The sequence below is a fragment of the Falsirhodobacter halotolerans genome (assembly GCF_022899245.1).
Classification (GTDB): domain Bacteria; phylum Pseudomonadota; class Alphaproteobacteria; order Rhodobacterales; family Rhodobacteraceae; genus Falsirhodobacter; species Falsirhodobacter halotolerans.
In genome coordinates this window covers 147,030-161,303 of the sequence record NZ_JALJAZ010000002.1, presented here as the reverse complement: position 1 = coordinate 161,303, position 14,274 = coordinate 147,030, and the positions used below count along the sequence as shown (strand labels likewise).

The following is a 14,274-nucleotide window of genomic DNA, read 5'->3' as shown; positions in this document are numbered from 1 at the left end:
GGTCTCCGATGGGTCAGCCGAACGCCTGGGACACAAGCGCGAAGGTTTCGGGTGTGGCCGAGGCGGGGCGTTCGGCCGGGCGTGTGGTCATGGCGGTGCCGCCGCCGGCATGGGCCAGGCCCAGCGTTTCGGCAAAGGGCGACAGATCGTGCCGGGCGGGCAGGTCGACCCGCAAGAAACCGCCCGCACAGCGCCGCGCCGCCTCGGCCATCAGCGCGCGGGCGGCGGCGGGCGTGTCGGCGATCACAGGCCCCACGACATGGCCGCGTCCGAAAGGCCGCAGCACCGCCACGCCCATGTCGGTTGCCAGCACCTCGCCTTCCCCCGCGATGCGCCGCAGCAGCGTGGCCCGCTCCATCCCGGTGGCGGCCCGGTCCATGCGCAGCAGACGGTCCAGATCGGCGGCATCGCCCGTGCGCACCGGCTGCTCCGGCGCGGTCGCCACAGCCATCCCCTGATGCTGGACGATGGTGCCGACGGCGACGAATCCCAGCTTTTCATACAGCGGCAGGCCGTCGGCGGTCGCGGTCAGGCGCATCTCGCACCCCCGGGCCTTGTCCAGCACGGCCGTCATCAGACGTCGCCCCACCCCGCGCCCGCGCAGGGCGCTGTCGACGATGATGAGGCTGATCGTCGCGACCGGGCCGAACTGCGTGCACATCGCCGTGCCGACGACCCGCCCCCCCGCAATCGCCACCACCCCCTCCGAAATGGCCAGCGTCAGCGCCCAATCCTCGATCCGGTGCGGCCACCCGGCCTGTCGGGACAGGTGCAGCGCGCCGGGCAGATGGGTGTCGTCAAAGCCCGTCAGCCGCGGCTCGATCATCGGATCATCTTGCATCATGAGCACCTCTTTTCCCGCAGTGTGATCAAAGCCGCGCGGCGGGGATCACCGTTCGACGGCCCGCCGACGGCAGCTTTTGCCAAATCGGCGCGGCGGATGGCACATGGTGCCGCCGTCATGTCCGGTGCCCCTCGGCAAAGGCGCGAATCATCGCGCAGGTGCCGTCCAGCTCGTCGCGCGTCAGCCATTCCTCGGGGCGGTGGGCGCGGCCGATGTCGCCGGGGCCGCAGATGATCGACGGGATGCCGGCGGCCTGAAACAGCCCCGCCTCGGTCCCGAAACTGACCGCGCCAAGCGCCGGTCGCCCCGACGCCCGTTCGACGCGGGCGGCCAGCGGATGCGCCGCATCCAGCGCCAGCGCGGGATAGGAGGAAAGCCGTTCGACCGTGACCCCCTCGCCCGCCGCCGCCTCGATGGGGGCGAGAAGGTCCGCGGGGTCGATGCCCGCAATGGCCCGCGCCTCGATCTGCGCCTCGGCATGGTCGGGGATGATGTTGACCGCCTGCCCGCCCAGCACGGTTCCGATCTGCAGCGTCGAACAGGGCGGCGCGAAGCGGGGATCGGTCGCGCCCCCGGCCAGGGCCTGCGCCTGCGCCGCCGCCGCCCCCAGGGCCGGAAGGAGGCGGTGGATCGCGTTCACCCCCAGATCGGGGCGCGAGCTGTGCCCCGACCGCCCCCGCGCCACAAGCCGCAGCGCCGCCTTGCCCTTGTGCGCCAGAACCGGCTGAAGCCCCGTCGGTTCGCCCACGATGCAACCCGAAGGCGGGGCGCACAGGTCCGGCAACGCCGCCAGAAGATGGGGCACGCCCCGGCATCCGGCCTCTTCGTCATAAGACAGCGCGATATGGATCGGCACCGGCAGACGCATTTGGGCAAGGCGGGGCGCCATGGCCAGAACGGCGGCGACGAAACCCTTCATGTCGCAGGCCCCGCGGCCGATCAGGCGGTCGCCGTTCCGCCGCAGCACGAACGGATCGGCCTGCCAGTCCGGTTCAAGCGCCGGAACCACGTCCATATGCCCCGACAGCACCGGCCCGGACACCGACGGATCGCCGATCGTCGCGAACAGGTTCGCGCGGTCGCCCTCGGGGCCGGGCAGCACATGGACGGCGATCCCGTGCCCGTGCAGATAGTCGCGCACGAAGCCTGTGATGGGGCCGTTGGGCGTGCCGACCACGCTGGCAAAGCCGACAAGCCGCGCCAGCAGGTCGGTTGCCGCGTCAGCTTGCGACGACATAGATCTTCTGGACCGTTTCGATGGTCTTCCATTCGCCGACGAAGCCGGGCTTCATCACGAAACTGTCGCCGGCGGTGAACCGCTGCATCACGCCGTCGGCGTCCGTGATCTCCACCACGCCCGACAGGATGTGACAGAATTCGAACGTGTCGCCCTTGATCGACCGGGTGGTGCCCGGTGTCGCCTGCCAGACGCCGCTGTTGATGGCGCCCCATTTCGCGGCCTCGGCCAGCGCCTCGTCCATGGCCCAGGTCTTGAACGTGGGCGTGCCCGCGATCAGCCGGTCGGGTGCGGGAACACCGTCGCGCGGGGTGAATTGCGGATTCGGGTCAAGGCGTTTCAGCAGGCTCACGGCATGTTCCCTTTGCGGTTGTGATATGCCGGGCCATTGTGCGGGCCCCGCCCCGTCCCGCCGCACCGTTGTCGGCCCGGTTGCGGCACAGCCTGCCGTTGGTTGATGACAATACGCAACATCCTGCGTCCAGGCCCCACGCTGCCGCACCTCGTGTTGCGCGGGCCAGCCGATGGTGGGGCAACGTCAACAACGAGGCCGCCCATGACCTTCCGTCCCAAATTCATCACCTTCGACTGCCACGGCACGATGATCCTTTACGACATGGCCGGGGCCGCGCGGCACCATTACGGCGCGCAGCTGTCGCCCGAGGCGATGGACACCTTCATCGCGGATTTCTCCGCCTATCGTCTGGACGAGGTTCTGGGCGCGTGGAAACCCTATGCCGACGTCGTGCACAACGCGCTGGAACGCACCTGCAAGCGCAACGGCGTGGCCTTCGATCCGGCGGTGGCCGAAGACATCTACAACCGCGTTCCGACCTGGGGGCCCCATGCCGACGTGCCCGCCGGGCTGGCCAAGATCGCCGGAAACATCCCGCTGGTGGCGCTGACCAACGCCATGAACGTCCAGATCCCGCACAACATCGCCAAGCTGGGCGCGCCGATCGACCATGTGCTGACGGCGGAAAACGCAGGCGCCTACAAACCGCAGATGCAGGCCTTCGAATACCTGTTCGATCAGCTGGGCTGCGGGCCCAAGGACATTCTGCACGTCTCGTCCAGCTTCCGCTACGATCTCATGACGGCCCATGATCTGGGCATCACCAACAAGGTCTGGGTCAATCGCGGTCATGAACCGGCGAACCCCTATTACGGCTATACCGAGATCAAGAGCGTGGGGGAGCTGCCCGGCCTCGTCGGTCTGTGACGCCATGAAATTCGCATCCTTCTGGCATGACACGGCGGTGCCCTTCGCCCATGGCCAATCCGGCCCGGTGGAGGGAAAGGTCGATGTCGCGATCATCGGGGCCGGGTTCACCGGCCTCAACGCCGCGCTGAAGCTGGCGCGCGAAGGGGTTCGCGTGGCAGTGCTCGAGGCGCGTCACGTCGGCGCGGGCGCCTCGGGGCGCAATGGCGGGCATCTGAACAACGGCATCGCCCATGGCTATGCCGACGCCAAGGCGCATCTGGGGTCCGAACGGGCCCATGCGCTCTATCGCGCCTATGACCGGTCGATCGACCTGATCGAGGAGATTGTGCGCGAGGAAGGCATCGCCTGCGATTTTCGCCGGTCGGGCAAGCTGAAGATGGCGTCCAAGCCCAGCCACATCGCGGGCCTGCGCGCCAATTTCGACCTGATCCACCGGGAGGTGGACCCCCAGACCCGCTGGCTGGACCGCGACGAGCTGCGGGCCGAGATCCGGTCGGACAAGGTCCATGCCGGGATGCTGTATGAAAAATCGGCGATGATGCATATGGGCCGTTTCGTCAACGGTCTGGCCGAGGCGGCGCATCGCCGCGGCGCCCTGATCTGGGAGGATGCGGCCGTCACCGGGCGGCAGAAGACGGCGCGCGGCTGGTCGTTGCGCACCCCGCGCGGCACGATCGAGGCCGACCGCGTGATCGCCGCCACCGACGGATACAGCGGCATGGTCAAGGGCGCGCCGCTTGGGCATTTCCGGCGCCGCATCATCCCGGTCGGATCGTTCATCGTCGCGACCCGCCCCCTGACCGCGGCCGAGATCGCGGCCACGATGCCGGGCGACCGCACCTATGTCACCTCGCTCAACATCGGGAACTATTTCCGCCTGTCGCCGGACAGGCGGTTGATCTTCGGCGGGCGGGCCCGGTTTTCGGCCACGTCGGACCAGAGTTCCGACGCCAAGTCGGGCGCGATCCTGCGGCGGTCGATGGCGAATCTGTTTCCGCAATTGGGCGATGTGCCGATCGACTATTGCTGGGGCGGTCTGGTTGGGATGACGAAGGACCGCTTTCCCCGCGCGGGCGAGGCCGACGGCCTGATCTACAGCATGGGGTATTCGGGCCACGGCGCGCAGATGTCGACGCTGATGGGGCAGGTTTTGGCCGACCTGGCCATGGGCCGGGGGGACACGAACCCCCTGCACGGGCTGGACTGGCCCGCGATCCCGGCGCATAGCGGGCGACCCTGGTTCCTGCCGGTGGTGGGGCTGTGGTTCGCGCTGAAGGACCGTTTGTCCTAGCCCAGCGAATGGGCGGCCAGCCCGAAGGTCACGGCCCCGGACGTCTGCCGACGTTCGGGGCCGATGCGCATTTCCGTTACGCTGTCGAAATGGGCCAGCCCCGCCCGTTGCAGATAGGTCATGAGCCGCCCGCTTTCGTCCGGCATGTCCAGGCGCACAAAGCCCCCCTGCCCCTGCGCGATCAGGGGGGCGATCAGCCGAAGGGCGATGTCATCGCTTTCGGCCACCACCGGGCCGATCAGGGTTCCCTTGCCGAACCGGCGCCGCAATGCGTATCCCACGGGCCGGTCCCCCTCGCAGGCGATCAGCCCGTCGCCCTTGGACAGCAGGTAAACCAGGCCCGCATCCCGCGGCGCACCGAACGCCCGCAGGTCCAGCGCCCGCATCGCGTCCAGGTCCGCCGCGCCTACGGGCCGAACCGACAGGCCCGGCAGGGCGTCGGGCATCTCGGCCCCGGTGACGACGCCCTGCATCTGATGCACCGCCCGGACCGGGGTGAACCCGCCTTCCCGATACAGCGAATACCCGGCCCGCGTTGCATAGAGCCGGACATCGCGCCCGCCGCACTCGGCCAGCACTTGCCGCAACAGCCACCGCCCCGCCCCCTGCGCCTGAAGGCGGGGGGTCGTCGTCATCATGCCCAACGTCGCAAAATCGTCGCCCCACGGAAAGAACATCGCGGTGCAGACGGGCCGGTCGATCTCATCCATCCCGATCAGCCCCCGGCCAAGGTCCAGCAGAACGGTCACATCGCGCAGCCGGTGGGGCCATCCGACGCCCACGGTCATCTGGTGCAGACGCCCCCCGTCGGTCGGCCCGATCTCCGACAACCTCAGGCGAAAGCTGTCCAGGTTCAGGTCGCCGTCCCCCTCGGGGGCGACCGAGGCGCACTCCCTCGCCGCAATCCGTGTCATCCTACCTTATCCGCGCTGTCGTCCCCGTCTTGGCCACCCTTACCGCATCCGGCGCCGCAGGTGCTGCCTAACTTGGCCAGCAGGGGCGCAGGTTCTGCCGCGCGGGGCGCAACCCCATTGCGCCCCGTTTCCCGCCGGTGGCATACAGATCCCGCACCGGCAGGAGAGACGAATGCGCGCGCGCCAGCTTGAGATGTTCTGCACGCTGATGCAGGCCGGGACCGTGACGGCGGCGGCGGCGCGGCTGAACATCTCGCAGCCCGCCCTGAGCCAGATGCTGCTTCATGCCGAGGATCAACTGGGGTTCCGGCTGTTCGATCGGGTGCGGGGAAGGCTGGTTCCGACACAAGAGGCGCTGGACCTGTTCCCCGAGGCCGAACGCATCTTCGCCGAACTGGCCGCCTTCCGCCGCCGGACGCGGGACATGCGGCAGGGGCGCACCGGGATCGTGCGCATGGCCGCCTCGGCCCCCCCGGCGATGACCCTTGTGCCGCAGGCCATGGCCGCGTTCCGCGCCGCCCATCCCGACATCGTCGTGCGGTCGCAGATCGCGCCGATGCGCCACATCGTGCAGATGCTGCGCGACGGCGACATTTCCGTCGGCGTGGTGATGAACGACAAACCCCATCCCGACATCCGGGTGGAGGTCATCGGCCAGTCCTGTCTGGCCTGCCTTCTGCCCGACGATCATCCCCTGGCGCGGCGGACCGAAATCGGGCTTGAGGATCTGCAGGACCAGACGCTGATATCCTACCGCCCCGAAACCCTTCCCGGCGCGCTTCTGGCCTCGTTGTGCGACGCGGCGGGGCAGGACTTCGCCCCGTCGATCGAGATCGACGTCTCCATCAGCGCGCTGCCCTTCGTGCAGCAGGGGCTGGGGGTCGCGATCGTCGATGGCCTGCTGCCATGGGACCAGTTCCGGGGCGTGGTCCAGCGCCCGTTCCACCCCCGGACCGGGTTGCCGATCGCGCTGCTGACCCACGCGACGCGCCCACCCACGGGCGCTGCGGACATGATGCGCGCGCAGTTGCTGAAGACCCACCCGCAGGGCTGAGGCCCCACGTCGGTGCACGGGCGCCCGCCCCACGGGACAGGCACCCCCACGGCCGCCGGTGTCAGCCGATGCGGCCGCCGCCCTGTTTGGTGATCGCGACCACGGCGGGGCGCACGGGCATGTCGTCGCGGAAATCGGGCCAGCGCGTGGACAGATCCTCGTAATAGGAGACGCGGCCATGCCCCTCCCAATCCTCGCCCCCGTCGCCGGGATGCTGGACCGCGACGAAGAAGGTGCTCATGTCCTCGGTCGGACAGGGGCCGCACATCTCGGCCCCCACCGGCACGCGGTAAAACAGGCGCGAGGTGCCCCGCGCGTCGCCTTCGGTGTCCACCGCCCACAGCCCGTCGGTGCGCCCCGTATCGGCCATGGAGTTGCCGTCGGTGGACACCCAGAGGCGACCGTCCGCGTCGATGGCGGCGTTGTCGGGCATCCCGAACCAGCCGTTCTTCGTCGTCTCGGTGGAGAAGGTCGCCCCGACCTCGGCCACCGACGGATCGCCGCATTGCAGCAGGATTTCCCACCGGCCCGCCGTGGCGGTGAAATCGCCGTCCTCCTCCAGGATCTCGATGATATGGCCGAAGGCGTTGTCCACGCGCGGGTTGGCGGCGTTCGCCTCTTCGCGGCGGGTGTTGTTGGTCAGCATGACATAGGCGCGGCCCGTCATCGGGTTGGGCTGGATGTCCTCGGGGCGGTCCATCGGGGTGGCCCCCAGAAGGTCGCCCGCGCGGCGCGTCTCGATCAGGACATCAGCCTGGCTGTCAAACCCGTTTTCCGCCGTCAGCGGGCCTTGGCCATAGACCAGCGGCATCCATTCCATCGACCCGTCCTCGTCGAAGCGCGCGACGTAAAGCGTGCCGTCGTCCAGAAGATCCATGTTGGCCGCGCGATCGTCGGGGTTGAACCGGCCCGCCGTCACGAACTTGTAGACATAGTCGAACCGTTCGTCATCGCCGAGGTAGAAGACGATGCGCCCGTCCTTGGCCACGACGCTTTCGGCGCCCTCATGCTTGAACCGGCCAAGGGCGGTGCGCTTTTTCGGGACCGAGGTCGGGTCCATCACATCCACCTCGACCACCCAGCCGAAGCGGTTCGGCTCGTTCGGCTCGGCCCCCAGATCGAAACGCTTGTGGAAATGGCCCCACTGGTAGGAGCCGCCGGGAACGCCCAGACGGTCGTAATTGCCCGCCTCGGCATGGCCTTCGGGCAATTCGCCGGTGAAATAGCCGTGGATGTTCTCCTCGGCCATGATGTAGGTGCCCCACGGGGTGACGCCGCCCGCGCAGTTGTTGATCGTGCCGAAGACCTTGCGGCCCGACGTGTCGGCGGTGGTCTGCAGGCGCGCATGTCCGGCGGCGGGGCCGGTCAGCTGCATTTCGGTCTTGGCGGTGATGCGGCGGTTCAGCGCACCGTCCAGCACCGGCTGCCACTTGCCGTCCACCTTGCGGATTTCGACGACGGTGCCGCCATGGGCCGCCATCTCGATATTGGCCCGCTCCTCGGTCGCGTCGGCGACCACCATCTCGCCGTTCTGCATGGTGACGATGCCGGGGAACATCAGATGCTCGTTGGTGTATTCGTGGTTCACCACCAAAAGCCCGCGATCGGTCGCGCCCTCCAGCGGGATGAAGCCCACGAAATCGTTGTTATACCCGAACTGCCGTTCCTGCGCGGCCTCGGTCTGGCGGGTGGGGTCGAAGTCCGGCGCGTCGGGGAACAGCTTGTCGCCCCACCGCAGCAGCACATCCGCGTCATAGCCTTGGGCGACATGGTGATCGGCATCGACGCCGGCCTCCACCTCGGGGAAGTTGAAACGGGAGGCGGATTGCGCCTTCGCCTCGTCCGCCGCCAGAAGCGCCACGGGCGACACCGTCGCCGCGATGGCCGCCGTCGCCATGGAGCCTTTCAGGAACCCCCGGCGGGAAAAGCGCGCCGCGATGATGTCGCCCATCGTCGCCGTCGCGGTCGGGTTGAGGCCCGGCCCGTCGGCCTCCTCCAGCTTCGATGTGCGGAAAATCTGGCTTTGGCGCATGTCGGTCATGTCTGTCCCCTGGCGTGTGCTTGGTGACCCGGTCCTTAACCGCGCCATGCGACGGTTTTGTGATCCCCCCCGGCCAAGGGCGTCCGCGTCACAGGAAAGGCGGGTTTTCGGGTGACATTCGCGCCGTTTCTGTGCAAGAGGGGTCAGACAAAAAGGAAACATGCCATTGGTTCTGCCAAACACCCCCACCGAGGCGGAGACCATGCTGCCCAACCTTGACGATCCGTTCGCCGCCGCCGTGTCCGTCACGCGGATGCCGATGATCGTCACCGACCCGCGCCTGCCCGACAATCCCATCGTTTTTGTCAACGACGCCTTCGTCACCCTGACCGGATACAGCCGCGAGGATCTTCTGGGCCGCAACTGCCGCTTTCTTCAGGGGCCGGGCACGAACACCGACGACATCACCCGCGTGCGCAACGCCATCGCGCGGCGCGAAAGCATCGAGATCGACCTGCTGAACTATCGCAAGGACGGATCGTCCTTCTGGAACCGGCTTCTGGTATCGCCGGTGTTCAGCAAGGAGGGAGAGCTGACGCATTTCTTCGCCTCCCAGTTCGACGTGTCGCCCGAACGCAACCGCCTGGCCGAAATGACCCGCAATCAGGGGGAGCTGGAGCAGGAGATCGAGCGGCGGATGCGCGACATCGCGGCGACCGAGGCGCGGCTGCGCTTCATCCTGAACGCGGCCAAGATGGGAACGTGGTCGCTGGACGTGACGAACCGGCGCCTTATCAGTTCGGCCCAGTGCCGCGCCAATTTCGGCCGCAAACCCGAAGAACGGTTCGGGTATGACGACCTTCTTGCCGCCATCCACCCCGACGATCTGGCCCGGTGGAGCGCAACCATCGGCCAGGCGATCGCGGATCGGTCCGATTTCCAGATCGAGTATCGCGCCTTCACCCCGGCCGGGGAACTGCGCTGGATCGAGGTGCGAGGCGAGGTGTCGGCCGACAAGGACGATCTGGCCCTGACCATGCTGGGCGTGGCCCAGAATGTCACCGAACGCAAGGAGGCGGAGGAGCATCGCAAGCTTCTGGCGCGCGAGCTGGCGCACCGCGTCAAGAACAGTCTGGCCACGGTGCAGGCGGTCGTGACCCATTCCCTTCGCCATGCCGATGACCTGAAGGACGCCCTGCACCGCGTCACGGGGCGCATTCAGGCGATGTCGGCGGCGCAGGACACCCTGACCAGGGACAGCGCGACCAGCGCCGACCTGCGCGGCGTGATCGAACAGGTGCTGGAGCCGTTCCGCACCTATGACATCCGCTATGGCGGGCCACGGATCGTGCTGAACGAACGGGGCGTCTCCGCCCTGACCCTGGCCTTGTATGAACTGGCGACGAACTCGTTGAAATACGGCGCCCTCAGCGTCGAGGGGGGCGTGGTCGCGATCAACTGGGAGATCGCCGGGCCTGCGCGGGATCGCTTCACCTTCCACTGGTCGGAAATGAACGGACCCAAGGTGGCCCCCCGCACGCGGCAGGGTTTCGGCTCCACCATCATCGAAAAGGTGACGGCGGCGGACCTGAACGGCACCACGCGCCTGTCGTTCAACCCGGACGGCGTCCTGTTCGAACTGGACGCGCCCATTCCCGTCATGTGAGCGGGGGGCGCGCCGTCGCGCCTTGCGTTCCCCCCGGCCCCGCGGCATCATATCAACGATTCTTGAGGGGTTGATTCGATGCAGGAAGAACGCGCGCTGGCCGCCTTTGCCGCCCTGTCGCAGGACACGCGCCTGCGCATCGTGCGGATGCTGATCGAGGCCGGGCCGGAGGGCATGGCGGCGGGGGCCATCGGCGAGGCGATCGGGGCCACCACCTCGCGCCTGTCGTTTCACCTGACGCATCTGGAACATGCGGGCCTGATCCGCTCGCGCCGCGAGGGGCGGTTCATCATCTATACCGCGCTTTATCCGGCTTTCGCGGACCTGATCGGGTTCCTGATGCGCGATTGCTGCCAGGGCCATCCCGAGATCTGCGCCCCTGCCGTCGCGGCGATGGCCTGCGCCTGCGCCCCCGCCGCCACCGAAAAGGCCTGACCCATGGACGTCATCATCTATCACAACCCCGCCTGCGGCACGTCGCGCAACACGCTGGCCATGATCCGCAACGCGGGGATTGAGCCGCATGTGGTCGAATACTTGAAAACCCCGCCCTCGCGGGCGCTGCTCGTGCAGCTTATCGCGCGGATGGGGATCGCGCCCCGCGCCCTTTTGCGCGAAAAGGGCACGCCCCATGCCGATCTGGGGCTGGACCATGCCGATGACGATGCCCTGATCGACGCGATGATGGCGCATCCGATCCTCATCAACCGGCCCATCGTCGTCAGCCCGAAGGGGGTGCGCCTGTGCCGCCCGTCCGAAGCGGTGCTGAACCTGCTGCCCCCGCGGCAGGCCGCCTTCGTCAAGGAAGACGGCGAACAGGTCGTGGACGCGCATGGCAATCCCGTGCGGAGCGCATGATGCCGCGGCTGTCCTTTCTCGACCGTTATCTGACGCTGTGGATCTTCGCCGCCATGGCGCTCGGCATTCTGTTGGGCACGGTGTTCACCGGGCTGCCGGAGGCGTTGGGCGCCCTGTCGGTCGGGTCCACCAACATTCCCATTGCCATCGGCCTGATCCTGATGATGTATCCGCCCTTGGCCAAGGTCCGCTACGAGGACCTGCCGCAGGTGTTCACCGACACGCGCGTGCTGCTGCTGTCGCTGGTGCAGAACTGGATCATCGGGCCGGTCCTGATGTTCGCCCTTGCGGTGATCTTCCTGCGCGACAGCCCCGAATACATGACCGGCCTGATCCTGATCGGTCTGGCCCGCTGCATCGCCATGGTGCTGGTCTGGAACCAGCTTGCGCGCGGGGACAGCCAATATGTCGCGGGGCTGGTGGCCTTCAACTCGATCTTCCAGATCCTGTTCTTCTCCACCTATGCCTGGCTGTTCCTGACCGTCCTGCCGCCCCTGTTCGGGTTGGAGGGCAGCGTGATCGACGTGGGGTTCTGGACGGTGACCGAGGCGGTGCTGATCTATCTGGGCCTGCCGTTCATCGCAGGCTATCTGACGCGCCGCGTCCTGATCGCGCGGCGGGGCGAGGGGTGGTATCAGGACAGGTTCCTGCCGAAGATTGGCCCGCTGACGCTGGTGGCATTGCTGTTCACCATCGTCGCGATGTTCAGCCTGAAGGGCGGCGACGTGCTGCGCCTGCCGCTGGACGCGCTGCGGATCGCGGTGCCGCTGGTGATCTATTTCGCCGTGCAGTTCATCGTCAGCTTCGCCATGGGCCGCTGGCTCGCCAAGGACTATCCGCGCACGACGGCCATCGCCTTCACGGCGGCGGGCAACAATTTCGAGCTGGCGATCGCCGTGGCCATCGCGGCCTTCGGCCTCGCCTCGCCCGTGGCCTTCGCCGCCGTCATCGGCCCGCTGGTGGAGGTGCCGGTGCTGATCCTGCTGGTCGGCGTCGCCCTGCGTCTGGGCCGCCGCTGGTTCCCCGGCGACGCCCCCGCGTGATCCGGTGCCGGATCATTCCGCCGTCCACCCCCCGTCCAGCATCAGCGCGCTGCCGGTCATGAACGACGCCGCGTCCGAGGCGAGGAACACCACGCCATTGGCCACCTCCTCCACGGTGGCCAGGCGGCCCAGCTTGATCTTGCGCAGGACATCCTCGCGGAACGCCGGATCGTCCAGATAGGGGCGGGTCAGGGGCGTTTCGACAAAGGTCGGGCAGATGGTGTTGACGCGGATGCCCCGGGGGGCCAATTCGATCGCAAGGGCCTTGGTGAACCCTTCGATCGCCCATTTCGACGCGCAATAGAGCGTGCGGTTCGCCGCCCCCACATGCCCCATCTGCGACGACACGTTGATGATCGACCCGCGCGCCATGCGGGCCGCCACGGCCTGCGCCGCAAAGATCGCGGCCTTCAGGTTCAGGTCCATGACGGCGTCGTAATCCTCCTCGGTCACCTGCGCCAGGGGCTTTGGCCGGTTGGTGCCCGCGTTGTTGACGAAAATGTCGAACGGCGGCGCGTCCCGCACCATGGCGGCAAAGGCGCTGAGGTCCGTCACGTCGACGGCGCGCGCATGGGCGGGGAACCCCCTGTCGCGCAAGGCGGCGGCGGCCCGGTCCACCTGATCCGCGCTGCGCGCCACAAGCACAACCTCCGCCCCGGCGACGGCCAGCGCCTCGGCGATCGCGCAGCCGATGCCGCGCCCCGCCCCGGTCACCAGCGCGCGCCGACCGTCCAGCCGGAACGCCGTCATTCCGCCGCCGCCCCATAGGCGACGTCCTGCCCGCCATAGCGGCGCACGCGGACATTCGCCTGTTCGGCATGGCCCACGAACCCCTCCAGCAGACACAGGCGGGAACAATAGGCCCCGATTTCCGCCGCCGCCGCGTCCGTCTCGATCCGTTGATAGCTGTGAGTCTTGAGGAACTTGCCGACCCAAAGCCCGCCGGTATAGCGGCCCGCGCGGCGGGTGGGCAGGGTATGGTTCGTCCCGATCACCTTGTCGCCATTGGCCACATGGGTGCGCGGCCCCAGAAACAGCGCGCCATAGCTGTGCATGTTGTCCAGATACCAGTCATCGCGGTCAGTCATGACCTGCACATGTTCCGACGCCATGTCGTTGGCGATGGCCAGCATCTCCTCATGCGTGTCGCACAGGATCACCTGGCCGTAATCCTCCCAGCTTTTGCGCGCTGTTCGGGCGGTGGGCAGGATGTCCAGAAGACGGCTCACCTCCCCCATCGTGCCCTCGGCCAGCCGGGCCGACGTCGTCAGCAGCACTGCGGGCGAATTGAAGCCGTGCTCCGCCTGCCCCAGAAGATCCGTCGCGCACAGTTCGGCATCCACCGTGTCGTCGGCGATGACCATGGTTTCCGTGGGACCGGCGAACAGATCGATGCCGACCCGCCCGTAAAGCTGCCGCTTTGCCTCGGCGACATAGGCGTTGCCCGGACCCACCAGCATGTCCACGGGCGGGATCGTCTCCGTCCCCAGGGCCATGGCGGCCACCGCCTGGATCCCGCCCAGGACATGGATTTCGTGCGCGCCGCCCAGATGCATGGCTGCGATGACGGCGGCGTTCGGCTGGCCGCGAAACGGCGGCGTGGCGGCCACGATGCGCGGCACGCCCGCGACGGACGCCGTCAGCACCGACATATGCGCCGAGGCGACCATCGGAAACGCGCCCCCCGGAATGTAGCATCCCACCGATTGCACCGGAATGTTGCGATGCCCCAGGATCACGCCCGGCAGGGTTTCCACCTCGATATCGGTCATGCTGGCCCGCTGCGCGCGCGCGAAGGTGCGCACCTGATCCTGCGCGAACCGGATATCGGCCAGCTCCTGCGGGGTCAGCGTGGCGATCAGGGCGTCGATCTGGCCTTGCGTCAGGCGGAAGCTGTCGGGCGCATATTTGTCGAACTCCGCGCTCAGCTGGCGGACCGCCGCGTCGCCCTCCTCCTCGACCCGGCGCAGGGCCTCTTCGACGACCTTGCGGACGCGGCCGTCCTCGTCGCTGCGGTCGGCCTCGGATTTGCCGCGTTTCAGATGTCGGATTGCCATGTTCACCCCCGTCATGAATGGGGGGACGATGGCACCGGCGTGGCCACGCGCTCAACCTTCCCGGCGGCGGGTGAAAATCTTTCATTTGCGGCGCGGGGGATCGC

General features: G+C 67.9%; 14 protein-coding genes. 7 read left to right on the top strand and 7 right to left on the bottom strand.

Annotated features, from left to right (window positions below; genetic code table 11):
- Positions 1-13: 13 nt before the first annotated feature.
- The 3 genes from MU449_RS14160 to MU449_RS14150 all read right to left on the bottom strand — a co-directional run bounded on the left by MU449_RS14160 (position 14) and on the right by MU449_RS14150 (position 2,433).
- Entirely contained in the window at positions 14-844 is an 831-nt protein-coding gene (locus MU449_RS14160; RefSeq protein ID WP_244739273.1) for a GNAT family N-acetyltransferase, read from the bottom strand.
- Between the two features lie 115 nt (positions 845-959).
- The gene (gene argE, locus MU449_RS14155; RefSeq protein ID WP_244739272.1) at positions 960-2,081 is read right to left on the bottom strand and encodes an acetylornithine deacetylase; all 1,122 of its coding nucleotides are present in this window, start codon (positions 2,079-2,081) and stop codon (positions 960-962) included.
- The gene (locus tag MU449_RS14150; protein WP_244739271.1) at positions 2,065-2,433 is read right to left on the bottom strand and encodes a cupin domain-containing protein; all 369 of its coding nucleotides are present in this window, start codon (positions 2,431-2,433) and stop codon (positions 2,065-2,067) included. The genes argE and MU449_RS14150 overlap by 17 nt, the downstream gene beginning before the upstream one ends.
- A 204-nt stretch (positions 2,434-2,637) precedes the next feature.
- Between MU449_RS14150 and MU449_RS14145 the strand changes: the two genes are divergently transcribed.
- Both MU449_RS14145 and MU449_RS14140 read left to right on the top strand, forming a co-directional pair.
- Positions 2,638-3,303, top strand: a complete 666-nt coding sequence (locus MU449_RS14145) for a haloacid dehalogenase type II (RefSeq protein WP_244739270.1) — start codon at positions 2,638-2,640, stop codon at positions 3,301-3,303.
- 4 nt (positions 3,304-3,307) lie between these two features.
- A complete protein-coding gene (locus MU449_RS14140) occupies positions 3,308-4,597 on the top strand; it encodes an NAD(P)/FAD-dependent oxidoreductase (RefSeq protein ID WP_244739269.1) in 1,290 nt (429 codons plus the stop codon).
- On the opposite strand, the gene MU449_RS14135 is transcribed toward MU449_RS14140, so the two are convergent.
- Positions 4,594-5,511, bottom strand: a complete 918-nt coding sequence (locus MU449_RS14135) for a GNAT family N-acetyltransferase (protein WP_244739268.1) — start codon at positions 5,509-5,511, stop codon at positions 4,594-4,596. The two genes, MU449_RS14140 and MU449_RS14135, sit on opposite strands and share 4 nt — an antisense overlap.
- Before the next feature lie 172 nt (positions 5,512-5,683).
- On the opposite strand from MU449_RS14135, the gene MU449_RS14130 reads away from it, so the two are divergent.
- Entirely contained in the window at positions 5,684-6,565 is an 882-nt protein-coding gene (locus MU449_RS14130) for a LysR family transcriptional regulator (protein WP_244739266.1), read from the top strand.
- Positions 6,566-6,626: 61 nt separating this feature from the next.
- Here the strand turns inward: MU449_RS14130 and MU449_RS14125 are convergent, their stop codons facing one another.
- Positions 6,627-8,606 carry a PhoX family protein gene (locus MU449_RS14125; RefSeq protein WP_244739265.1) on the bottom strand — a complete coding sequence of 660 codons (1,980 nt, stop codon included), beginning with the start codon at positions 8,604-8,606 and terminating at the stop codon, positions 6,627-6,629.
- Positions 8,607-8,766: 160 nt separating this feature from the next.
- Here MU449_RS14125 and MU449_RS14120 point away from each other — a divergent pair, with 160 nt between their 5' ends.
- From MU449_RS14120 to arsB, 4 genes are all read left to right on the top strand, one after another.
- Positions 8,767-10,212, top strand: a complete 1,446-nt coding sequence (locus tag MU449_RS14120; RefSeq protein ID WP_244739264.1) for a PAS domain-containing protein — start codon at positions 8,767-8,769, stop codon at positions 10,210-10,212.
- Positions 10,213-10,290: 78 nt separating this feature from the next.
- Entirely contained in the window at positions 10,291-10,647 is a 357-nt protein-coding gene (locus MU449_RS14115; protein WP_244739263.1) for an ArsR/SmtB family transcription factor, read from the top strand.
- Positions 10,648-10,650: 3 nt separating this feature from the next.
- Positions 10,651-11,070, top strand: a complete 420-nt coding sequence (arsC, locus tag MU449_RS14110; protein WP_244739262.1) for an arsenate reductase (glutaredoxin) — start codon at positions 10,651-10,653, stop codon at positions 11,068-11,070.
- Positions 11,070-12,113 (top strand): ACR3 family arsenite efflux transporter, encoded by a 1,044-nt coding sequence (gene arsB / locus MU449_RS14105; protein WP_244739409.1) that lies wholly within the window; start codon positions 11,070-11,072, stop codon positions 12,111-12,113. Before arsC ends, arsB begins: the two co-directional genes overlap by 1 nt.
- A 12-nt stretch (positions 12,114-12,125) precedes the next feature.
- Here the strand turns inward: arsB and MU449_RS14100 are convergent, their stop codons facing one another.
- Entirely contained in the window at positions 12,126-12,863 is a 738-nt protein-coding gene (locus tag MU449_RS14100; protein ID WP_244739260.1) for an SDR family NAD(P)-dependent oxidoreductase, read from the bottom strand.
- Positions 12,860-14,170 (bottom strand): histidinol dehydrogenase, encoded by a 1,311-nt coding sequence (gene hisD, locus MU449_RS14095; protein WP_244739258.1) that lies wholly within the window; start codon positions 14,168-14,170, stop codon positions 12,860-12,862. The genes MU449_RS14100 and hisD overlap by 4 nt, the downstream gene beginning before the upstream one ends.
- Positions 14,171-14,274: the final 104 nt, after the last annotated feature.

Coding starts and splice junctions, on each gene's coding strand:
- MU449_RS14160 (WP_244739273.1), bottom strand. CDS start 844: ATGATGCAAGATGATCCGATGATCGAGCCGCGGCTGACGGGCTTTGAC.
- argE (WP_244739272.1), bottom strand. CDS start 2,081: ATGTCGTCGCAAGCTGACGCGGCAACCGACCTGCTGGCGCGGCTTGTC.
- MU449_RS14145 (WP_244739270.1), top strand. CDS start 2,638: ATGACCTTCCGTCCCAAATTCATCACCTTCGACTGCCACGGCACGATG.
- MU449_RS14140 (WP_244739269.1), top strand. CDS start 3,308: ATGAAATTCGCATCCTTCTGGCATGACACGGCGGTGCCCTTCGCCCAT.
- MU449_RS14135 (WP_244739268.1), bottom strand. CDS start 5,511: ATGACACGGATTGCGGCGAGGGAGTGCGCCTCGGTCGCCCCCGAGGGG.
- MU449_RS14130 (WP_244739266.1), top strand. CDS start 5,684: ATGCGCGCGCGCCAGCTTGAGATGTTCTGCACGCTGATGCAGGCCGGG.
- MU449_RS14125 (WP_244739265.1), bottom strand. CDS start 8,606: ATGACCGACATGCGCCAAAGCCAGATTTTCCGCACATCGAAGCTGGAG.
- MU449_RS14120 (WP_244739264.1), top strand. CDS start 8,767: ATGCCATTGGTTCTGCCAAACACCCCCACCGAGGCGGAGACCATGCTG.
- MU449_RS14115 (WP_244739263.1), top strand. CDS start 10,291: ATGCAGGAAGAACGCGCGCTGGCCGCCTTTGCCGCCCTGTCGCAGGAC.
- arsC (WP_244739262.1), top strand. CDS start 10,651: ATGGACGTCATCATCTATCACAACCCCGCCTGCGGCACGTCGCGCAAC.
- arsB (WP_244739409.1), top strand. CDS start 11,070: ATGCCGCGGCTGTCCTTTCTCGACCGTTATCTGACGCTGTGGATCTTC.
- MU449_RS14100 (WP_244739260.1), bottom strand. CDS start 12,863: ATGACGGCGTTCCGGCTGGACGGTCGGCGCGCGCTGGTGACCGGGGCG.
- hisD (WP_244739258.1), bottom strand. CDS start 14,170: ATGGCAATCCGACATCTGAAACGCGGCAAATCCGAGGCCGACCGCAGC.